At 30.0% G+C, this 22,304-nt stretch carries 17 protein-coding genes and 3 pseudogenes; 5 read left to right on the top strand and 15 right to left on the bottom strand.

Annotated features, from left to right (window positions below; genetic code table 11):
• Positions 1-157, top strand: a pseudogene (locus IO99_RS19155) (integrase core domain-containing protein); the annotation flags it as partial.
• Positions 158-413: 256 nt separating this feature from the next.
• On the opposite strand, the gene spoIIR reads toward IO99_RS19155, so the two are convergent.
• From spoIIR to yabG, 9 genes and pseudogenes are all read right to left on the bottom strand, one after another.
• On the bottom strand, positions 414-1,145 hold the full coding sequence (spoIIR, locus tag IO99_RS13580) for a stage II sporulation protein R (RefSeq protein ID WP_035134350.1): 732 nt from the start codon (positions 1,143-1,145) through the stop codon (positions 414-416).
• 113 nt (positions 1,146-1,258) lie between these two features.
• Positions 1,259-2,437 carry a Ger(x)C family spore germination protein gene (locus IO99_RS13575; protein WP_035134348.1) on the bottom strand — a complete coding sequence of 393 codons (1,179 nt, stop codon included), beginning with the start codon at positions 2,435-2,437 and terminating at the stop codon, positions 1,259-1,261.
• Positions 2,427-3,527, bottom strand: a complete 1,101-nt coding sequence (locus tag IO99_RS13570) for a GerAB/ArcD/ProY family transporter (RefSeq protein WP_035134346.1) — start codon at positions 3,525-3,527, stop codon at positions 2,427-2,429. Before IO99_RS13570 ends, IO99_RS13575 begins: the two co-directional genes overlap by 11 nt.
• 28 nt (positions 3,528-3,555) lie before the next feature.
• Entirely contained in the window at positions 3,556-5,040 is a 1,485-nt protein-coding gene (locus IO99_RS13565) for a spore germination protein (RefSeq protein ID WP_035134345.1), read from the bottom strand.
• Between the two features lie 64 nt (positions 5,041-5,104).
• On the bottom strand, positions 5,105-5,305 hold the full coding sequence (locus IO99_RS13560; protein WP_035134343.1) for a CLC_0170 family protein: 201 nt from the start codon (positions 5,303-5,305) through the stop codon (positions 5,105-5,107).
• Between the two features lie 283 nt (positions 5,306-5,588).
• Positions 5,589-6,430 (bottom strand): annotated as a pseudogene (ispE, locus tag IO99_RS13555) (4-(cytidine 5'-diphospho)-2-C-methyl-D-erythritol kinase).
• 176 nt (positions 6,431-6,606) lie between these two features.
• Positions 6,607-8,169, bottom strand: a complete 1,563-nt coding sequence (locus IO99_RS13550; RefSeq protein ID WP_035134341.1) for a DUF3794 and LysM peptidoglycan-binding domain-containing protein — start codon at positions 8,167-8,169, stop codon at positions 6,607-6,609.
• 140 nt (positions 8,170-8,309) lie between these two features.
• Positions 8,310-8,546: a Veg family protein gene (locus tag IO99_RS13545; RefSeq protein WP_035134339.1), complete on the bottom strand. Its 237-nt coding sequence runs from the start codon at positions 8,544-8,546 to the stop codon at positions 8,310-8,312.
• A 642-nt stretch (positions 8,547-9,188) separates the two neighbouring features.
• Positions 9,189-10,097, bottom strand: coding sequence for a sporulation peptidase YabG (yabG, locus tag IO99_RS13540; RefSeq protein ID WP_035134337.1), 909 nt, complete (start codon positions 10,095-10,097; stop codon positions 9,189-9,191).
• 206 nt (positions 10,098-10,303) lie between these two features.
• Here yabG and adhE point away from each other — a divergent pair, with 206 nt between their 5' ends.
• Positions 10,304-12,940 (top strand): bifunctional acetaldehyde-CoA/alcohol dehydrogenase, encoded by a 2,637-nt coding sequence (gene adhE, locus IO99_RS13535; protein WP_084178187.1) that lies wholly within the window; start codon positions 10,304-10,306, stop codon positions 12,938-12,940.
• An 80-nt stretch (positions 12,941-13,020) separates the two neighbouring features.
• On the opposite strand, the gene IO99_RS13530 is transcribed toward adhE, so the two are convergent.
• Positions 13,021-14,022, bottom strand: a complete 1,002-nt coding sequence (locus IO99_RS13530; RefSeq protein WP_035134335.1) for a CotS family spore coat protein — start codon at positions 14,020-14,022, stop codon at positions 13,021-13,023.
• A 118-nt stretch (positions 14,023-14,140) separates the two neighbouring features.
• On the opposite strand from IO99_RS13530, the gene IO99_RS13525 reads away from it, so the two are divergent.
• Positions 14,141-15,280 (top strand): glycosyltransferase family 4 protein, encoded by a 1,140-nt coding sequence (locus IO99_RS13525; RefSeq protein WP_035134333.1) that lies wholly within the window; start codon positions 14,141-14,143, stop codon positions 15,278-15,280.
• A 17-nt stretch (positions 15,281-15,297) separates the two neighbouring features.
• Here the strand turns inward: IO99_RS13525 and IO99_RS13520 are convergent, their stop codons facing one another.
• The 4 genes from IO99_RS13520 to IO99_RS13510 form a co-directional block, all read right to left on the bottom strand.
• Positions 15,298-16,353, bottom strand: coding sequence for a CotS family spore coat protein (locus IO99_RS13520; RefSeq protein WP_035134331.1), 1,056 nt, complete (start codon positions 16,351-16,353; stop codon positions 15,298-15,300).
• A 79-nt stretch (positions 16,354-16,432) separates the two neighbouring features.
• Positions 16,433-17,137: a hypothetical protein gene (locus tag IO99_RS13515; protein ID WP_242844133.1), complete on the bottom strand. Its 705-nt coding sequence runs from the start codon at positions 17,135-17,137 to the stop codon at positions 16,433-16,435.
• 71 nt (positions 17,138-17,208) lie between these two features.
• Positions 17,209-17,367 (bottom strand): hypothetical protein, encoded by a 159-nt coding sequence (locus IO99_RS19150; protein WP_156964374.1) that lies wholly within the window; start codon positions 17,365-17,367, stop codon positions 17,209-17,211.
• A gap of 12 nt (positions 17,368-17,379) precedes the next feature.
• A complete protein-coding gene (locus IO99_RS13510) occupies positions 17,380-18,393 on the bottom strand; it encodes a CotS family spore coat protein (protein WP_156964373.1) in 1,014 nt (337 codons plus the stop codon).
• Between the two features lie 136 nt (positions 18,394-18,529).
• On the opposite strand from IO99_RS13510, the gene IO99_RS13505 reads away from it, so the two are divergent.
• A complete protein-coding gene (locus IO99_RS13505) occupies positions 18,530-19,663 on the top strand; it encodes a glycosyltransferase family 4 protein (protein ID WP_035134327.1) in 1,134 nt (377 codons plus the stop codon).
• Positions 19,664-19,832: 169 nt separating this feature from the next.
• Here the strand turns inward: IO99_RS13505 and IO99_RS13500 are convergent.
• A pseudogene (locus tag IO99_RS13500) lies at positions 19,833-20,899 on the bottom strand (mannose-1-phosphate guanylyltransferase).
• Positions 20,900-21,131: 232 nt separating this feature from the next.
• Here IO99_RS13500 and IO99_RS13495 point away from each other — a divergent pair.
• Positions 21,132-22,259: an LCP family protein gene (locus IO99_RS13495; protein ID WP_051824134.1), complete on the top strand. Its 1,128-nt coding sequence runs from the start codon at positions 21,132-21,134 to the stop codon at positions 22,257-22,259.
• Positions 22,260-22,304 lie beyond the last annotated feature (45 nt).

Here is a 22,304-nt window from a genome sequence, read left to right as displayed (position 1 = left end):
TAATTCTTTTGAGAAAGCCAACAACCTAATTTCACTATTTATTTTTCACTATAACTTCGTTAGACCTCACGGTTCACTAAGTAAATTAACACCTGCTCAAGTAGCAGGATTTAACTCTAGTGATTCAAATAAGAACTCTTGGTTTGTTGCTGCTTAACATTGATTAATATCTTTGATTAGCCTACAAAAATCCAATTTATTGTAGGCTTGTTTGCCATGCAATAAATCATCCAAACTTATATAATTTTCAAAGAGCGAGTAATTCTACGAATTATTAAGCTATTTTTTCATATCAGCTTAACAGAATCCAATAATTTTATCCTTGGTACAATCTATTCACTGTAAAATTAAATAGTGAACATAAATAAATTATACTCCTTATATTTTATATATGTTCACTACCATATTCAATATTATTTAAACAGATTTTTCAATATATCTTCTATTTTAAATTTTATTACTATATTATCATCTTCCGTATTATCCGCTAAAGCATCACTAACTTCTTTAATCTCTTCTATTTTTTCACTACTAACATTTTCTGAATTAGTGTTATCCACCATATTGAATTCTTCATCATCTAAAACTTTTTTCATTTCCTCTTCAGTCTCTTCATAGGCAACTTCACCTTTTGTTATATCTACAAAACATATAGGAGGAAACATAACACACCACCAATTTTGGCCTTCACCAGTTCCAATTATTATTCTATATGCTTCATATTCTCCTTGAGGCAAAGTAATATTACCATAGGTTTTAACAGGAAAATTCTCTTTATCTAGGGTAGATTCTACAGAATAGTCATAACCATTTTCTTTTATAACTTCTCTAGCTATCTCAAGAACTTTTTCGTTTTCCCTATTTAAAATCTCTCTTGATTCTTCTATATTCTTACTGTCTTTTAAAAGTGGTTGTACATATTCTAAAACTTTATCTCTAACTTTAAGCTTTAGATTTTGATCTTTCTCACTATCACTATTAGCAATAACGTGAAACCTAATTAACTTTCCTGATATATCTTCTATTGAAACATTATCAGACATCTTATTTTCAGAAATAAAATTAGCTGCTTCAACTCCCTGTACCTTAACTAAAAGTATAACTATAAAAAATATGGTAACAACTATAGATATAATTTTTTTCATCGTTTCTTCCTCCTAAAACTTAAAATCATATCTTAATTGTTACCACATGGACAAGTTATATTCACTTTTAATAATATTTTTATTAATATTTTATAACATCATACTTTTAATATTTAATTTGATAACCCTATATTTCTTATATCATTGTTCACTTCAATAGATATTTCTGCATTTTCAAGAGCCTGTGGCCAGTTGTCTTTTACTTCATTCCAAATTCCTTTATGAAACCTTCTAATATCACTTCCAATATCTAATACATCTACTTTTAAATTATTTCTAGTAAAATCTATAAGCTCTTGGAAGTCCTTTTTCATAGACTCATTAAATTGCTGTTCAATCTCCTTTATAACCTCACTATCTAAAGATTCTGCTTTAGCATAATACCCCTTTAAAGTTCCTTCTGTATCAATGGTGTACTTAAGCTTTAATTTATTATCTTCATAATCTATATGTAAATCTCTATCTACATTTTTTATATAGTAGTCTATATTATGACCTTCTTTATTCACAGCTTTTCTACATGAACCAATCTCTCCTCTAAGTATTTGAATATCTGTCATCTGGTTATTATCTAAATAATCCTTTATGGTAAAATCTTGTATAATGGCCATACCTGTAAGCTGTATATCTTTTTCATTTTCAAGAGAAAAGACTGGTAATGCACTAGAATTGTAAGATTTAACCATATCTATGTATTTTGTTAAATTTACAGGTGCTACTGTCCCATTTTTACTACTGTTACCCATAAGACTAGTAATATAATTATCAATATTTTCTTCAGTTACAGGCTTAACTTCCACATAATCCTTGGCCTTTCCTTTAACTATAGTCATCATAATTGTTCTATTTAAACTTGGTTCTCTTTCAATATAATCCATTACTTCTTGTAAAACTTCAGGATACTTAAATAAGTCTTCACTTAAAAGTAATAGTTTACTATGTCCAAAGTGAAGAGTTCTACTGCTCTTTGCAAGGGCCTTAAAGTATGTATCCGTCATTGAATACCCTTCTACCGTTATAGAAAGTTCTGAAGCAGTACCCTTTTTAGAATCCATATTTCTAATGTCTGGAAATCCATAAGTAACTCTTAATGTATTATTTTCTTCAATACTCTCTTCTGATGTATTATCCTTAGAATTTATTATTTCACTTCTAGCTTTAATATCTTCACCTACATCTATTGCTATGGTAGATACAAAGGCTTTTCTATCAATCTCTACGCTGTCCCAACATCCAGTAAGAAGTAAAGATATAATCATTATAGGAATAAGTTTTATTATCTTATTCTTCACTTTGCATCCTCCTTTTCTTTATATAGCTTAATAATAGAGTTATTCCTATCACAACTATAATTGTTGTAATGAAACCAATTCTTAAATAGCCAAATTTAAAATTTCTAACTTCTATAATACTTTTAGGTATCATAGCTGCTAAATATACTATAGGAACATATATCATAGATGACGTTCTAATATCATCTAAATTAAGACTCTCTTTTAATATGGAAGAAGCAAAGTAATATATATTAGCAAAGGATGTAAAATAGAATATTACCCACAAGGACATAACTAAACCATCCCACTTTTCCAAAAATCCACTTCTTGAACTTATAGATTGTAGCATTGTTATGGTTGGGAATATACTTTCAGCAGTTTGTACTGATGATAAAGTAGCAGACACTAATATAAATATTATTACATAGAACAAACCTACAAAAAGACTACTTCTTCTCAAAATAGGACCAATCTTTCCTTTTTCTCTTACATAGGGTATCAAAATAAAAGCAATAGAAAAGCCATTAAATAGAAATAGCATTTCAAAACTAGATATAAAATAGTTTTGAATAGGTGAAGCACCTATTGGTAAAAGATTTTTAAAATTTGCTTCAGGTAAAGTTAACAATAAAATTATTGCTAAAGGTAAAAACATAACCCAGAAAGCTATTTCATTAAAATGTACCACATTAGCAAGGCCTCCACGACTTAAATACATCCCTATAAATATAAATGTTATTATTATTACTTCAGTAGGTGTATTAACTAAAAGATACATGGTTATAACCTCAGAAAATACCCTAAGAGAAAATGCTAATACAATTATTATCACCAATGAATATATTAAAGATATAATTGTTCCTAAAACCCCTCCATAGGTATCTTTTAATATTGGTGTAATATCCTTATATTTATTTATTTTAACTATTTCATATATACAAAAAAGAATTAAACAAATTGCAATTCCTGCTATTATTGCAGATATCCAGCTATCCGCTCCTACATATTTAGCTACAATAGCGGGAGCATAAAAAACACCTACCCCTATCATGGATACTGATAAGCTAGCAAAGAGTGCAAATTCTTCAATAAATCCTTTATTTTTCATATTTCAACCTCCCAGCTATGGTAACACCTTATTTAGTACCACCTTGTCTTTTAGTTTTCTGTCTTACTGCATCTCGTGGTTTTAAGAAATGTGGCCTATCTTTAAAGACTTTAAGTGGCATTCTTACATATAGGTCTTTTAAATCACTCCAAATTAAATCTACTGCTGGAGCAAGGTAAGGTATTCCAAAACTTTTTATTCTCGTTAAATGAATTATTAAAAATATAATACCTAGCATTATTCCATACAAACCAAAAACTGCTGCTAGAATAATAATCATTATTCTAAAATAAGTAAAGGCTGAAGTTACTGTATAGTTAGGTATTAAAAATGTTGTTATTGCTGTAAGTCCTAAAACTATAACCATTATAGGACTAACGAGTCCTGCCTCTACAGCTGATTGACCTATTATAAGTCCTCCAACTATACCAATTGTAGAACCAACTGGTTTCGGTAATTTTATAATAGCTTCAACTAGAAAGGCTAAACTAGCTTCCATTAGCAATACCTCTACATAGGCAGCAAAGGGTACTCCCTCTCTAGACGAAGCTATAGCATATGCTAGTTTTGTAGGAATTAAGTCTGTGTGAAATGTGGTTACAGCTACATACAAAGCAGGTAAAACTAAAGATACCAGTATTCCTACAATTCTAATGAACCTTACCATACTTCCACTTATCCAACTTGTATAGTAATCATCTGGTGATTGAAAGAAATCCACTAACACCGCTGGAACAATTAATGCAAAAGGTGAACCATCTACAATTATTCCTATTCTTCCTTCATATAAAGCAGCAGCTACCACATCTGGTCTTTCAGTACTTTGTACTTGAGGAAATGGAGTTCTATCATTATCTTCAATAAATTGCTCAACATAACCACTATCTAAAATTGCATCAATATCAATTCTATCTAATCTTTCCTTCAATTCTTCTAATACATCAGTATTTACTATGTCATCTATGTATACTATAGCCATATCGGTTTTAGATCTAACACCACATTGTCTTCCCTCAATTTTAAGGCCTACATCCCTAATTCTTCTTCTAAGAAGTGCTGTATTAAACCTAATAGTTTCTGTAAAACCTTCTCTAGATCCACGTATTACAGTTTCTCCTGAGGGTTCACCAACTCCACGATTAGGCCAAGCTCTATTAGCTACCACTAATGCTCCTTGTAGGTTATCAATTAAAACTAAACTTTCGCCTGATAATATTGCAGTAATTCCATCACTTAACTTATTAACTTCCCTCATATCAGATATAGCTATAATCCTATCTTTTATTTCATTAGAATCAGTTATATCTCCACTCATCTTCATCATAGGTTCAAGTAAAAAATCATTTAATAATTCCTTATCTGCCATACCATCTATATATATGACTCCACAAAGAATATCACCAAACTTAAATTCTCTAAATACCATGTCGGATGTATCTTTAAATAATTTCTTAAGATAATCCATGTTCTCTCTTGTGCTATTAGAAATGTGTTCACGAATTTGATCCTTCATACAGATATCTCCTTCCCTTCAGTGCCACAAAATTAAAAAACTAATTTTTTCTGTATCTATTCTTTTAGATAAATATTCCTCTCACAATAAACATTCCAATCACAACTAACATCATAGCTATCCCAATTACTAAGCTTTGTTTTTTAGCTTTATGCTTATCCTCTCTTGAAAAATACCTTACATCGCTACCTACCATCATATACCCAGATACTAATATTAGTATTACTAGGTATATATCAAATCTTTCAATAAAAAGTCTCATCATAAATTATCATCCTTCAAATTTATATTTTAATTTATCAGCTATCTAGAGCCTTAACAATTTCCTGCAAACCTAGTTTTACCTTAATGTAAAGTTTATATTCATAAACAGAATTCTTTGCTTCAGAGGGAGTTTTTACTCCCTCTGAAGCTTACTAATAGAATTCTTAGCATAAACCTTTAACCTTCTTAAAATCTAATTTAACGAAAAAAATAAGAGTGCAATTCTTCTTGAATTACTCTCTTATCTCTAATTATATTATGGCTTTTATTTTATTAAAGAAATTCTAGATGGTTCTTGTAACAAAAACCTCTTTATACTTATCCCGTAACCTATCTGCACACTGATTTGCTTTATTAATGTCATTAAAAAAACCAAAAACAGTAGGTCCACTTCCACTCATCATTGCTCCTAGTGCGCCTTCTTTGCACATAAAGTCCTTTATATCCTCAATTTCCTTATGATCCTTTATTGTTACAAGCTCTAGTAAATTCATCATATTATTAGCTACATATTTAACATCATCCTAGCCATAGCTTTTATAACACCCTCCACATCAGGATGAACCTTTACCTCATTAAGTTTAAAACCCTTATAAGTATCCACTGTAGATATCCCAAAATTCGGTTTAACAACTACCATTAGTTTATCTTTAAAATCCTTAAGGTGAGTTATAACTTCTCCAATACCTTCACAAAGAGCCGTTCCCCCTTCTATACAATATGGTACATCTGCTCCTAGTTTAACTCCAAGTAATCTAAGCTCTTCATTACTAACATTAGGTTTATATATATCCCTCATAGCTCTTAAAGCTGCTGCTGCATCAGTACTTCCTCCTGCCATGCCAGCTTCTACAGGAATATTCTTTTCAATATGAACTTCCATCTCTCTTTTTATGCCATAGGTATGGCAAAATAATTCTATTGCTTTATACACAAGGTTTTTATTATCTGTAGGGACAAACTCCTTATTACTTGTAATATGTATTCCTTCTGCTCCTTTATTAAAAGTTAATTCATCATATATATTAACAGTTTGCATAATCATCCTTAAAAGATGATATCCATCTTCTCTTTTTCCAATAATATCAAGGACTATATTTACTTTACCATAAGCTTTTACCTTCATCTATTCATACACCTCACTACAAATGAGAATAATCCTTTTTACCCTTTACGTCAAGAACTCTATTTATAAGTGTGATACTCAGCTTAGCAAAATAAAATGCCATGAAATATAGAGCTAATGCTACACTTCATGGCATTTTTACTTAATAAATATTAAATATATCTAATTTAAAATCTTTAAACTGTAGCTCTTCCTGGTATAATTAATTTCTGAGATGGCTTAACTTCTTCCCCTTCAGCTAATTCATTAATTTTCATAATTTCATCAACTGTAGTCAAGTATTTCTTAGCTATGCTCCAAAGAGTATCCTCTGGCTGAACTACATATATTATTATACTTGCTTTTTTCTCTGGAACTTCACCATCATTAATTGCCATGTTAACAACAAATTTATTTTTAATATTGTAATATACCTTGCAATGAACTTTAACAATGGCTCTAATAGATACATTTCCAGCTTCTAAGCTTCCCTCTATCATCTCTAGAGATATATTAGCATTTGCTTGCATATTTGGATTTGTTCCAGCTATATCAACCTTGCAACTAAAAGGAATCTCATCCTCTACAGTAACTAAATACTGCTCTTCATCCTCAGTTGAATATAGCACATCAACCTTTAATAATCCTTCAATTTCTATCTTATCATTTTTAATATTTTTATCAGTAATAGATGCATTTCCTGTAGTCATTATAACTTTAATTGGTTTTAAATCATCATTCTTTACGTCAATATCTCCTTTAACCAAACTTTCAGTATATCCATGACCTTGTATCACATTAATATTATTTTCTTTAATATCCATGTTTAATAGTTTTGTAGGGCAATATACATCTTGTATAACTTCTACTTCTTCTTTATACATTACATGAGTAATAGCTTTAACTACAAATTCTACATCAATTACTCTGTTTTCACCCATATCGTCTTGTCTAACATCGTATTCAAAAGATTGAACTTCAAATTCAGTGAAGTATTCCATATTTGGTTTTAACTCATCAACGGTAACTTCTTTATATAAAGGTACACTTTCTGAAACGCAGAATAAATCTCTTCCATTCTTGCCTTTATATAATATAGCTACATTGGCCATGGCCTCTACCTTGAGTCCACCATCATATATTCTTACATCCTTCTTACCAATAGTAACGTCATATTTTATAACCTTTAGACACTCATTTTTATCCATGTCTATTTTAACTTCTGCTTTTCCAACTAATTCAGTTTCTATAGGTTCCATAACCTTATCTACAGTCATAGGATTCTTTAAAAACTGAATATCCTTTCCTTCATGTACATCTTTAACTATCTCAAAGGAATTTATATTATATCCATTGCACTTACATATAATAAACCCTTGAATAGCTATCTTTCTTTCATTAATAATAACACAATCCATATGTTCAATGTTTAGCTCTATATCGCAATACATATTTGATTGGGCACCAATCATGTCAATAGACTCAAAAATGTTACCATTATATACTACTGAATGAGCTTCAGTAGCTCCTCCATCTTTAGCCATATAAAGGATAGTATACTGAAGTTGACCCTCTAAATTTACCTTATCAGTTCCAACCTCTTTATTTGTTATCATAGGCTTTACATCTAACATTAGTATATTATCCACATCTGGTAGCGTATCAGGTATAACATATTCTTCCTTTATGAACATCTTTGTGTCATTTTCAGCTATTGATTGCTCATATTCTATATAGTCTTTTATCAAATCCAAATCCATAACTTTCCCTCCTAAAATACCTACTAATAATGTATATATGAGAATGTTATGAAATATAACTACTTATATTAAATTTTCTTAAAAGAATAATTATTATACGCAAAATAAAAGAGGCATTCTTAAAAGAACACCTCTTCATTTTACCCTGCAAACACTAGCTGAACAGTTTTTGTTAGTACATCACTATAGCTATAACTAACAGTACGTTGCACATTATTATCAAGTCTAATTGTAAATATACTGTCATATGTTTTTTCCAAAACACCATCATTTACTACTACTTTACGTCTTCCTCCATTTGCCTTCAATGTCACTTTTTCGCCAACATGACTTTCGATATCTTTTTTTATCGTAGTCAATACATTTCCCATCTTCACAGTAGACACCCTCTTTCTAATATTTCCATAAAGGCTTCCAACTTTATTATAACAGTTACCTCTCCTTATGTCAAGCAAACTAAATATTTTACAACATTTTAATAATACTTGTCAATGTTAAATATTCGTTAAATTTTTATGTATTATTTTGTTTTTTTAACGCTATGTCGTTTATTCAGCTATAATGGCCAGAAACCAACTTGACATTATTATGTGTAGAATTTTTTAGAATATTCACATATAACTATACAAATCTATATTTTAGATGAAAATGTATGGCAGTTATAAAAGGTTTTAGTATAAATTCATCTACAGACTCGACTGTATTCAAACTTATATCACTTGTATTTAAAGTAAAAAACACCTAATCATGAGTAATTTTCTTACCCTTATAATTAAGTGTTTTATATTTTATAAATTTGTCCTGTTTTTATCAGCATTTTCTTAAATATATCTTTATATATAAATATTTATATATGAAAATAGGTATATATAAACCTATTTAACTATATACCTATATCCCTACATACCTATATACCTAGTTAACTAGTTAACTATTTGTTCTGTTCATGGGGGTTTGAGAGTTTTCACCCTATACATACTATAGTTAAAATTGTATAAATCACAACTTATTTTCTCATTTTACTTTACATACTGAGACTTAGGATATCCTTCTCTATATTTACCTCTAGTTTGTAATCCTCCTACCCCTTTAATCCCTGTGATTGTATTTTTAATTACATCTTCAATATTTACTATATCATCGATATTAGTGTAAGCTACCTTCTCACAAATTAATACTGGATCTAAACAATGGATGAGGACCCTACTGGGGGAAGATGCAAAATTAGCACCTGCATCAAGCAATGCTTCGTAGTTTGATTGACAGGCACCTGCAAAAATAACCAAATCATCATAATTAGAATTATAACTTCTTAATAAAGAAACACATTCTACAAAGTATTTTGAGTTTCTATAGTTTCCAAGATCCATATAATCTGATATATTCTTGCTCATTCCATCATGACCCGTAATTACAACTATATCTGGGTTTATTTCCTTTACTAAATCTAGTATCTGGGAGGGCTGATCCTTTTCTGCTATGACTTTACCTACAGCCTCAATGGATAATTGCTTATATGTTTTTAAACAAATATCTAGGTATTGAGGATCACCATCAATATGAAGAATTTTACCTGGTCTTCCAAAGAATAATTCACTATTTTTAAAAGATGTACCTTTCTTTTCTTTTCTGTTTATCTCAGTGTCTATAACTCTTAATGCAGCGGAAGTCCCTCTTGTATATGACCTTGATAGCAAAACTTTCTTTAGAGCAGTATTTACTTTTTTATTAAATACTTTATCTTTCTCCCCAACTCCCTCACTGTCAATAACCTCTAAATCATCTTCTATGCTATCTGCTTCAATTCTTATATTTAACCCCTTTAATAAATATTTTTTTACTCCCTTATCATCAGTTTCTATATCTATTATTTTAAAGACTATATCTTTATTATAAGATTTTCTTACTACTCTATCACCTATATTCACCTATATCTCTCCTCATGATTTCCTCTTTATATCATATGAACTCTACTTAATAATTGTGAGATATTAAAACTATGGAACTCATTAAACAAATATAAAAATATAGCAAAAGATTGATAAATTTTTAACTAAATATGTTGAAATTTAATTTTCATGATGTATAATATAATTAGTTAAATAAATAACAAAGTTTAGGGGGTATATACTAAATGTCTACTGAAAAAATTGATACAAAATCTGTTAAGGAGTCTAAGAATGATTCCATTTCAAGCTCTAGCAATTCAGCTGATAAAGCCATATCATCTGTAGATTCTGAAATTAATAACCTTGTTAAAAACGCTCGTGATGCCTACGAGGAATTTTTAACCTTTGATCAAAATTCCATAGATAATATAGTTAAAAAAATGACAATCTCTGCCCTAAGTAAACACCGTGAACTAGCTAAAATGGCTATAGATGAGACGGAAATGGGTGTATATGAAGATAAAATAACTAAAAATATATTTGCCTCTGAGTATGTATACAACAGTATAAAAGATTTAAAAACTGTGGGCATTGTAAATGAAGAAGAAGATTATATGGAAGTTGCAGAACCTATAGGCGTAGTAGCAGGAGTTACTCCAACTACAAATCCTACTTCCACTACAATATTTAAATCCTTAATAGCTATAAAAACTAAAAATCCTATAATATTTAGCTTTCATCCTAGAGCTCAAAAATGTAGTATAGCTACTGCTAAGTTGCTTTTGGATGCAGCTATTGAAGCAGGTGCTCCTAAGAATTGTATTCAATGGATTAGTAGTCCTTCCATTGAAGGTTCACAAAAACTTATGCTTCATCCTGGAGTAGATATTATTCTTGCTACTGGTGGTCCTGGTATGGTTAAATCAGCTTACTCTACTGGAAAACCAGCTCTTGGTGTTGGTGCAGGAAATGTTCCTTGCTATATAGAAAAAACAGCCAATATTAAAAGATCTGTTAATGACTTAGTACTATCAAAATCCTTTGATAATGGTACCATTTGTGCCTCAGAACAGGCAGTTATTATAGATAGAGAAATTAGTGATGAAGTAATTTCTCTCTTAAAAGAACGTAACTGTTACTTTCTTAATAAAGAAGAAATGTTAAAACTTCAAAAGGTTGCTATAGATGAAAAAAGGCAATCTATGAATCCAAACATAGTAGGTCAAGGAGCTACAAAAATCGCAGAAATGGCTGATATTAAAGTTCCAAAGGACACAAAGGTTCTAGTATGTGAACCTGGTGGAATCGGTGCAGATTATCCTCTTTCAAGAGAAAAGCTTAGTCCTATCCTTTCAATGTTTATAGTTGATAGTACTGAAGATGGAATAAAAGCCTCTGAAGATATGATTGCTTTTGGTGGTCTAGGTCACTCTGCTGTTCTTCATTCTACCAATGACCAGGTTATTGAAGAATTCTCTAGAAGAGTTAAGGTTGGTAGGATAATAATAAACTCTCCTTCTTCTCAAGGTGCTATAGGAGATATTTATAATGTAAATATTCCTTCATTAACTTTGGGTTGCGGAACCATGGGTAGAAATTCAACAACTCAAAATGTCAGTGCAAACAACTTAATAAATATTAAACGTGTAGCTAAAAGGAGAGTTAATATGCAATGGTTTAGAGTTCCTGAAAGAATTTTCTTTGAGCCTGGTTCCCTTTCATACCTTGAAAAACTTAAGGGTAAAAGAGCCTTCATCGTAGCAGATAAATTCATGGATAGGCTTGGATATGTATCTAAAGTAATGGGACATCTTAAGAAAGCTAACTTTGATGTAAATGTATTTTTAGACGTAGAGCCAGACCCATCTACAGAAACTGTTATGAGAGGAACTGCTCAAATGAATAGCTTTGAGCCTGATGTTATAATAGCCCTTGGTGGAGGATCAGCAATGGATGCTGCTAAAGGTATGTGGCTTTTCTACGAAAATCCTGATATAGATTTTAATGGTCTTAAACTTAGATTTATGGATATAAGAAAAAGAGCTTTTAAGTTTCCTGCTCTAGGTAAAAAGTCTAGATTAGTTGCTATTCCTACAACCTCTGGAACTGGGTCTGAGGTTACAGCCTTTGCTGTTATAACTGATAAAGAAAATAATATAAAATATCCATTAGCAGATTATGAGCTAACCCCTGATATTGCTATAATAGATCCGGAGTTAGTTATGACTGTACCACCATCAGTTACAGCTGATACTGGGTTAGATGTTTTGACTCATGCTATAGAAGCTTATGTATCTGTCATGGCTTCTGATTACACTGATGCCTTGGCTCTTAAAGCTATAGAGATTGTTTTTAAATATCTACCTATTGCATATAAAGATGGAAGTAATGCTCTTGCTAGAGAAAAGATGCATAATGCTTCTTGTATTGCAGGTATGGCATTTACCAATGCATTTTTAGGAGTTAATCATAGTATAGCTCATAAATTAGGTTCAGAATTCCATATCCCTCACGGAAGAGCAAATGCTATCATGCTTCCACACGTTATAAAATATAATGGAAGTAATCCAAGTAAGCTAGTAGCCTTCCCTAAATATGAATATTATAAAGCTCCTGAAAAGTTCATGGAAATAGCAAAGTTTTTAGGCTTAGCTCACTCTACCTGTGAAGAAGCTGTAAATAATTTGGTGGAAGCTATTAGAAACCTAATGCTAGAGCTAAATGTTCCAACTACCCTTAGTCAATGCGGTGTTACTAAGGAGCATCTAGATTCTGTACTATATTCATTAGCCGATGAAGCTTTTGAAGATCAATGTACTACCTCAAACCCTAGACTACCTCTAGTTTCTGAAATTGCAGAACTAATTAAAGACGCTTTTTAATATGGATTTAATTTAAAAATAAAAAGTTGTGGTATATCACATATTCCACAACTTTTTTAATATGCTCAAGGATAATCTCCTTAAATATTATAAAATTCTTTAAATTGTCTCATAAAGTTCTCAAATTTTTCTCTTTCTTGTATAAGCTCTTCCATTTTCTTGTTAAAAGTGTTTTGTACCCAATTTACTTCATTATAATAATACCTATTACATATTCTCCAATATCTTTGAGGGAACATCAAGAATGCATATAGCACCATATATTCATCATCCTCTATTGGAGATATTTCATTATAATTATCAATGATAAGCTTTGCTATTTCAAAATCCCATTCTCGCCTCTTTAAAACTTTAATCATAAAATTAGATAAATCAAAAGCTCTGACCTCTCTTTTACAGTAATCGAAATCTATTATACTTACTTCATTTTTTTCGTCTACTATTATATTGTGATAAGTAAAGTCATGATGGCAAAAGCTTTTTTCTTCCTCCGATATCCTACAAATATTATAATAATTAGATTGATTTAGAACCTCTAGGGCCTTTTGACCTAAAACTTTATAATAGTCCATTGATTTTATATAATTTAAATCAAAGTCTGTCTTATGATTCCTTTTCTTTCTAACCATTTCTTTCATCTTATCAAAGGATTTTATCCTTTTTTCCATTAAATGAGGCCATCTTCCTAAGTCAGATTTTAATTTACTGTTTTCAGATGGTTCATATCCCTTTGACGCTAAATGAAAATTAGCTAAAGCTCTAGATGCCAATATTAAATCATCATCACTATGGAAATCACATTCTCTTCCTTCTATCCATTGTGATAAGGTATAAATATCTTCATTTACTAGAGCATATGGTTTTTCCTCTGTATTAAGATAATATCTATCTATGTTCTTAAACCCATTATTGTATAGATGTTCTTTAGCTCCATATACAAAGAATAATTTTTGAGTACCATAGCTTATTTTCTTTAAGCACCTGACACCTTTATTGGTTTTTAATTGATATACACCCTTATTAGGTTTAATACTTTCAATTTTAATATCAAATTGACGTTCAATTTCAAACTCTCTCATCATAATTTCGCACCCCCTCTATAATTTATATGTATCACCATGATAATTTAGAATAGCCATAACATATTTGAGTTTAAGTGAATAGTATGGATTATAATACCTATTGTAAAGGAGCATTTATATGAATATTGGTATAGACATTAGAGCTGCCAAATGGTACAGGGGTACAGGTATAGGAACTTATTCCTATCAGCTCATAAACGCTATTAATAAAATTGATACCTTAAATAAGTACACCCTCTTTAGTGATTGTAATTCTACGTCCATAAACTTTAACTCTAATTTTAAAATTTCCTCTACTCCTAATATAAATACTAATAATTTTTGGGAAAGTGTAAGTCTTCCTATAAATTTAAACAATGAAGATTTAAACATATATCATGTACCTCAAAATGGTATCGGCTTACCTTTGGATCATAATCTTCCTTTTGTTATCACTCTCCATGATACAATTCCAGCACATATGCCAGACACAGTTGGTGATAAATATCTTAGTCTTTTCAACAGTTCCATGGAGGATATAGTAAATAGATGTGATGGTATAATTACTGTTTCTAATTTTTCTAAGGAAGATATATCAAATGATTTTAATTTCCCCAAAGAAAAAATATATGTTACCTATTTAGCTAGTGAAGATATCTATAAACCCCTTGATAAAATTCTATGCAGTACTATAATAAAAAAATACTATTTTTTACCTAAAAATTACATTTTGTATACAGGTGGTTTCAGTCCTCGAAAGAATATTTCTGGTCTTATAGAAGCTTTTAGTAGAATTCATGATAAATTACCTAATGAAATGAAGTTAGTCATAGCAGGAACTAAGGGTAAATCCTATAGTATTTATAAGAATCTTTGTGAAAAGTTAAAAATTACTGACAAAGTCATATTTCCTGGGTTTATAGCAATGGAACATATGCCTTATCTCTACAATAATGCAGCCCTTCTAGTTTATCCTTCCTTTTATGAAGGCTTTGGACTTCCTCCTCTAGAGGCTATGGCATGCGGTATTCCTGTAGTTGCATCCAATGTAACTTCTATACCTGAAATCTTAGGTGATAGTGCACTACTATGCTCTCCCTATTCTATAGAGGAACTGGGAGAAAGTATTTCAAAGGCACTACTAGATAATGTATTGAGAAATGATTTAATTAATAAGGGTTTTATGAAAGTAAACTCTCTATCCTGGGAGAGAACCGCAATACAAACTCTAGATAGCTATAAAAAAATAACTTCATCAGATAAAAAGGAAGATACATAGAGTATCTTCCTTTTATGCTACATCCTAGGGGGGGCTAGGGTGTAGCCAACATATAAATTTTTTTGAATGTTTCTACCATATCTTGTCTTTCCTCTATATCTTGCACTTTTTTTTTGTATTTTATACAGGTAACTATTAAATTTCCAAAGTTTTTTTCTATAAAAATAATCTCTAGATATAGAGTAAAATCCTTCTGGGAATAGTAACATTCCATGAAGCACTTCGTACTCTTCCTTTGATATAGGTGATATGGAGTTATATTCTTTTATAATTTGATTTAACATATTGAAGTCATAGCAACTATTCTTTGTGGTCTTATTTATAAAATTACATATATCATGAACTCTTAAATCTATTATGGAATAATCAAAATCTATAAAATATCCTTTATTATCCTTTATTAAGATATTGTGATAAGCTAAATCATGATGACAAAGAATAAAATTATTTTTCACCTTACATAGCTCCATGTAAGGTGACTTTTCTAATACTTCTATACTCTTTTTCATTCTTTCAAGGAAATAATCTACGTGAGTAAGAAATATTTCATGAAACTCATTTTTATTCTTATAACTTAGAGCCATAGTCTTCATATTTTCTAAATCCTGAAGCTTTTCCTTATAACTATTTATAAGTTTAAAACCCTTAAATCTGCTACAATCCTTAGAAAATCCTATGTCTCTCGATGCTTCATGCATCTCTGCTAGACTCCTGACTGCTATATTAATATCTAAAGGATTATTGTATTCACACTCTCTGCCTTCTATCAAATCCATAACTACATAGGTACTGTCCTTCCACACTGTGGTGATATGTCCCATATTATTTCGATAAAAATTTATGATTCTATCAAATCCATTGTTTGTTAGATAATCTATACCGTATACTATAAAATATAAATCTTCCTTGGTATAATCTATTTTCTTTAATATTTTATTTCCCTTATCTGTTAACAGAATAAATACCTTTCTTAATGGAATTACATCCGTTACTAAAAAATCATAACTATTAAAAAGTTTTATATCTAAGTTGTATTTACTAAGCCATTCCTTATAAGAAAATCTATTTTCCATAATATTTCAGTCACCTCCTTATATTAAAGACATTTCATCCTCTTTAATACCATTTAATAACCTTCTTATATACTCCTCTTCATTCCAACTTTTTTTTATTCTTCTTATATTTCTCATATATCTTAATAAATTCATAGGGATAAGATAACAGTGCTCTAATGAATACTTTACTACTTTCACCCAATCCTTCTAACTTACAAAATTCATCTATACACTTATTAAAATCCACCTTAAATCCCTTTCTCTTAAGCTTTACTAAAAAATAATAGCAATCCATCTCTACCATGTTATATGCTATGTCATCGAAATTTACAATTTCTATGGTTTCACTTTTTCCTAAATTATCAAAATCTACATTAGTTAAACATATCTCTACATTATCCATACTTCTTGCAACTAACTCCATATAGTCATTATTCATTATGGTATCAATAACCTTTTCACCCCTAGCTAAAACTCTGTCTCCTCTTTCTAAAACTATCTCTTCTACTCTATCTATTGGTCCATTTTCTTTAATTTTTTCTAGGCTACGCCTAAATTTTTTAAGCTGAATTTTATCATCTTCAATGAGTTTACAAGTGTGATTATTTATTCTTTTTCTTAAATATCCATTAAAGCCACAAGATAGCTTATGGACTTCATTTATAATGTTAATTTGGTTTATTACTTTTTCCTCTAATATGCGTCTACTTAAGGTCTCATTGCTTTTCAGCATAAAATTTACTTTTTTAACACCCTTAGTACATAAATATTGCTGAAAGCTATCATAAAAAAATCTATTCATTTTAACACCTCTACTTACGTTTATTTTTTTCTACTTTATTTATCTTCTTCAGTATTTCTTCTTTCTCCATTTCAAGCTCCATCATCTTCTTTTTTCTTTTTTTTTATTTTCTTTAATTCTTTAACGTAAGCTTCCATATCCTCTAATCTTTTATCATAATCCTCTATGGTTTTTAGTTCTTCCAGCTCTTCAATAAATTCATCATAATTTTTGTTTTCATTCTTACTCACATAACCCCCTCCTTAAAGATTATCTAACTTAAATTCTCTAAAGCTATTTATAAATTCCTGTCTTTCTTCTCTATCATCGTCATAGGCTTTTAATTTTCTTAAAAAGAAATCCTCTCCCCACATTTTTTTCTCCCAATAATATTGAATACCTCGTTGCCAATAATCTTGAGGAAATTCCATAAATGCAGCCATGATTTTAATATCATCTTGTTCTAACCTATGGGTTGATTTATAAGCTTTTAATATAATTTTTACTCTTTCTTCATTCCATCTTCCATACTTCATAGCCCTAATTAAAAGGCTAGATAAGTCATGCAAATGTGTATCTAAAATGCAATAGTCAAAATCAATGATATTAACCTTATTATCCTTGCCTATTAATACATTGTGGTTGGCATAATCATGATGACAAAACCCTCCTAGCTTTATCTCATCAAGGATCTTATTTTCATAATTTGTATCACAAAGATTATTAATTGCTCTGTCACATCTCTGAAGCTCCTCTTTCATCATACTTAAATAGTACAAGTCCACATCTGTCTTTTTGTCTCTTCTATCTATAATATCTTTGAAGCTCAATATTTCTCCCTTTCTTGTCCTATACACTTCTATCCACTTAAACCAACCAACTCTAGGTTTCATATCTCTACTTACTATAAATCCTTCACTACATTTATGAAGCTGTCCTAATTTTTTAGCAGCTATAGAAAGTTCAATGGGATTTTCATAAGAACTCTCTCTACCATTAAGCCATGGTGTTACATAGGCATAGTTCTCATAGAATTTTATATAATCCATTCCTCTTGTTGTTCTTATTATGTTTGGTACATACTGAAATCCGTTGCTATCTAATTGCTTCATAGCTCCTAATATGAATAAAAAATGTGGAAGTTCATATTTTACTACCTTTAGACAATATATCTGTTTACCTGCCTCTACTCTATAAACGCTTTTTATTTTCTCTATAGAAGTTAGTCGAATGTTATATTCTTTTTTCAATATTTCTGATATCTCTAAATCTTTCAAAAAAACCTCCTCCATAAACCTTCTATAGGTAATATATGATAACTCCAATAAATGTGTGTTTAGTTTTCAAGTATTTGTAACACTTATTTATTCCCTGATTAATATGTAATATATGGTTTTAAAAGGAGTGAAATTTATGAAGTTAGCCATAGATGGTAGAGGCATAAACTGGTATAACGGAAGTGGTATAGGAACATATACAGAAAACCTTTTGAAAAACTTACTTAACATAGATAGAAATAATTTTTATCAAATTTATTGGTCTGGTGAAAACTATGAAAGTTATCAAAAGGAAAATACTAATTTAGTTATGTGCTCAAAAAAATATCAAAGATTCTTTCAGGATAATTTTTTCCCTGAAGACTTAAAAAGAGAAAATATAGATTTATATCATATTCCACAAAATGGTATAGGGTTGACTCCTGAAGTTCATTGCAAAACAGTAGTTACAATTCACGATTTAATTCCCTATATAATGCCTGAAACTGTAGGCAGAGGCTACTTATTAAAATTTTTAAAAGAGATGCCTTATATCGCAGAAGCTAGTAACGGAATTATTACAGTATCGGAATACTCAAAACAAGATATATTAAGATTTTTCCCAATTGATGAGAGTAAAGTATTTGTTACTCCCTTAGCTGCCGATAAAAAATACATGCCCTTAGACAAAGAGCTGTGCAAAAATATAATAAAAGAAAAATATGATATAGATAAACCTTTCATTCTTTATGTTGGAGGTTTTAGTAAAAGAAAAAATGTATATTCCCTTATAAGTACCTTTAGTAAGTTAGTAAACCATATGGATAAAGAATATAATTTAGTAATTGTAGGCTCCTATAGAGATGAATCTCAGGAGCTAGTAAAATTAGTTGATAAACTTAATATGAAACGATATATAAAATTTACAGGTTTTGCACCTGATGAAGATTTGCCTATTTATTACAATGCCTGTGAATGCTTTGCATATCCTTCATTATATGAAGGCTTTGGATTACCACCACTTGAAGCAATGAGTTGCGGTACCCCAGTAATTTCTTCAAATACAACCTCTATCCCAGAAGTAGTTGGACATAGTGGTATTCTAATTGATCCACATAGTGATAAAGCTCTTTTAGATTCCATGGAACTTATGCTTGGTAGTGAAACCCTTCGAAATGAATTTAGCAAGATATCACTTTTAAGAGCAAAGGAATTTTCTTGGGAAAATACAGCTAAGAAAACTTTAGATATCTATAATGAAATCTATAAGAGAGTCCTGGAAGAAAGGTGATACTCTTCTAGATGACTTTATTTTAAATATATATTTTCCGTTCTCATTTAAACATATAAAACCTACAGTCAATATACACTGTAGGGTTTTATATGTTTGAAAAAGTTTAATTATTAAGCTTAGTTTTAGTAAGATATTATTCTCCTCTAAAACTAAGCTTAAATTCATATTACAAGAACTCTTCTAACTCCTTTTCTTCCTTCATTTCATTAATCAGATGCTTTAACTCTTGATCCTTATTTTTATCCATTACTAAAATAACATCCCCTGCATCTACAATAACTAAGTCTTTAATTCCAAAACCTATAATTAGATTTTTCTGTCCAAATACTGCACAGTTCTCACTGGAATTTAAGTATGCAGAACCAACTATCCTATTACCATTGTGTTCATCTAAAAATCTAGTTAAGGATGCAAAGCTTCCAATATCATCCCACTGAAATTCACTTTTTATTACATATCCTTTTCTAGTTTTCTGCATTATTCCAAAATCAACTGAGATACCATCGATTATCTTATATTCTCTATCTATAACTTCTTCTTCATCCTCTTCTCCAACATGTTTATAAATTTCACTTACAGAGCTATACATCTTTGGTAAGTACTTTTGCATTTCTCTTAGAAATACATCAGCTCTCCATACAAACATTCCAGAGTTCCATAGATAGGTACCTTTTAAAATAAAATCCTTAGCCACATCTATATTGGGCTTTTCTGTAAATCTAGCTACCTTATAAGTTTTCATAGAGCTTATTACTGGGTCTCCCATTTCAATATATCCATAACCTGTTTCTGGCCTACTAGGCTCAATGCCTATAGTTATAAGCCTCTTCTTTTTTCTGCAAGCTCTACTGCATTCCTCAAGGTATCTATAAATTCCTTTTCTCCTTCTATATAATGGTCAGATGGTAACACTACCATAACAGCATCCTTATCTCTCTTTAACAGCTTGGCTGCTGCAAGACCTATGCAAGTAGCAGTTTCTTTATTGCTAGGCTCTATAAATATATTTTCTTTATTTAGTTGAGATAATTCTCCATGAATTTTTTCAATATATTCTTTATTAGTAACTACAAATATATTTTCTTTATTTATTAAAGGTTCTATCCTTTTTACTGTATTAGTCAAAAAGCTATCTTCATTAAAAACTTTTAAAAACTGCTTGGGATTATTAGAGCGAGACAGTGGATACAACCTTGTACCTTTGCCTCCTGCCAAAATTAACGCGTATAACACAAGTATCACCTTTTATATTGCTTATTTTCATAATATGAACTTTAAAAGAAATTTGTGAAGAATAAAAAACTTCTTTTAATATACCATTATAAGAAATTTTATCGTATAATTATAGAATAGTTTATGGAATAAGTTTAATTTTGTAATACTTTTGTAATCTATATATATACCATAGTTGTTAATATATAATTGACATCTAGTATAAAAAATACTTAGAAAGGGTGGTTTTACATTGGGTGATGATAAGACTTCTATTAATAGAAGAACCACTGTCAATAAAACGGAATCTATAGATACTAAAAAAAAGGTCTTAAAGAAAAAAAGAGCAAAGCAACGTAAACGACGAAGAATTGTATCCATTACAATAATCTCATTAATTATATTGATTATTGTATTCTTAGTAAGTATAAATTCTACTCTCGGTAGAATGAAACGTACTACAATCGATGATAAAAATTTAGAAATTAGTGATAAATTTAAAACTAGTGATACTTATACAAAAGAATATAGAGATGTAGTAAACATTGCTTTCTTTGGATTAGATGAGAAAGTTGATGATATACAACGTTCTGATGCCATAATGATTGGAACCCTTGATCCAATTAATAATAAAATTAAGATTACTTCTTTTATGAGAGATTCTTATGTTGATATTCCTGACTATGGATATGATAAGCTTAATCATGCCTATGCCTATGGAGGGCCAGAACTGTCTATAAGAACTATAAACAAGAATTTTGATCTTAACATTACTGATTATGTTTCTGTTGATTTTTCAAAACTTGAAAATATTATTGATGCTATGGGTGGAATTGATATGGAAATGTCTCAGACTGAATTAGAACATGTAAACAACTATCTAGATGTTGTATACACGGCTGCAGGTAAAACTCCAAAACATGTGAATTTTGAAAAAAATGGCAAGGTTCATATGACAGGATATGAAGCTCTTGGATATACGAGAATTCGTGGAACCTTAGGCGGTGACTTTGATAGAACAGAAAGACAAAGAAAAGTAATGAATGAGATATTTAATAATATTTCAAATTCTGGGGTTGGTAAATTAGCTATTACAATGAATAAACTTCTTCCATTTGTAGAAACTAGCCTATCTAACTCTGAAATATTATCTCTCGGTACTCAAGTTCTATCTATGAATAACACACAATTAGAGCAAGCCAGATTTCCTAGAGATGAGTATAGCGAAGATTCTCTAATAAATGGAATTTTTTATTTTACTTTTGATGAAAATATAGCAAGAGAAGAGATTCATGACTATATATTTAAAGATAAGAAATTATGGGAAAATGAAGTTTCTGATGATAGTGATTCTTCTGAAGGTGAATCTGATAACAACTAACTTATAAATATATTGTAATATTTATGTGAATATTATTGAAATATA

The organism is Clostridium sulfidigenes (assembly GCF_000732635.1).
GTDB lineage: Bacteria > Bacillota > Clostridia > Clostridiales > Clostridiaceae > Clostridium_J > Clostridium_J sulfidigenes.
Note: the sequence above shows the minus strand (reverse complement) of the source record. Positions and strands in the feature narration are given on the sequence as shown.

Coding starts and splice junctions, on each gene's coding strand:
- spoIIR (WP_035134350.1), bottom strand. CDS start 1,145: ATGAAAAAAATTATATCTATAGTTGTTACCATATTTTTTATAGTTATA.
- IO99_RS13570 (WP_035134346.1), bottom strand. CDS start 3,527: ATGAAAAATAAAGGATTTATTGAAGAATTTGCACTCTTTGCTAGCTTA.
- IO99_RS13565 (WP_035134345.1), bottom strand. CDS start 5,040: ATGAAGGATCAAATTCGTGAACACATTTCTAATAGCACAAGAGAGAAC.
- IO99_RS13560 (WP_035134343.1), bottom strand. CDS start 5,305: ATGATGAGACTTTTTATTGAAAGATTTGATATATACCTAGTAATACTA.
- IO99_RS13550 (WP_035134341.1), bottom strand. CDS start 8,169: ATGGATTTGGATTTGATAAAAGACTATATAGAATATGAGCAATCAATA.
- adhE (WP_084178187.1), top strand. CDS start 10,304: ATGTCTACTGAAAAAATTGATACAAAATCTGTTAAGGAGTCTAAGAAT.
- IO99_RS13530 (WP_035134335.1), bottom strand. CDS start 14,022: ATGATGAGAGAGTTTGAAATTGAACGTCAATTTGATATTAAAATTGAA.
- IO99_RS13525 (WP_035134333.1), top strand. CDS start 14,141: ATGAATATTGGTATAGACATTAGAGCTGCCAAATGGTACAGGGGTACA.
- IO99_RS13520 (WP_035134331.1), bottom strand. CDS start 16,353: ATGGAAAATAGATTTTCTTATAAGGAATGGCTTAGTAAATACAACTTA.
- IO99_RS13515 (WP_242844133.1), bottom strand. CDS start 17,137: ATGAATAGATTTTTTTATGATAGCTTTCAGCAATATTTATGTACTAAG.
- IO99_RS13505 (WP_035134327.1), top strand. CDS start 18,530: ATGAAGTTAGCCATAGATGGTAGAGGCATAAACTGGTATAACGGAAGT.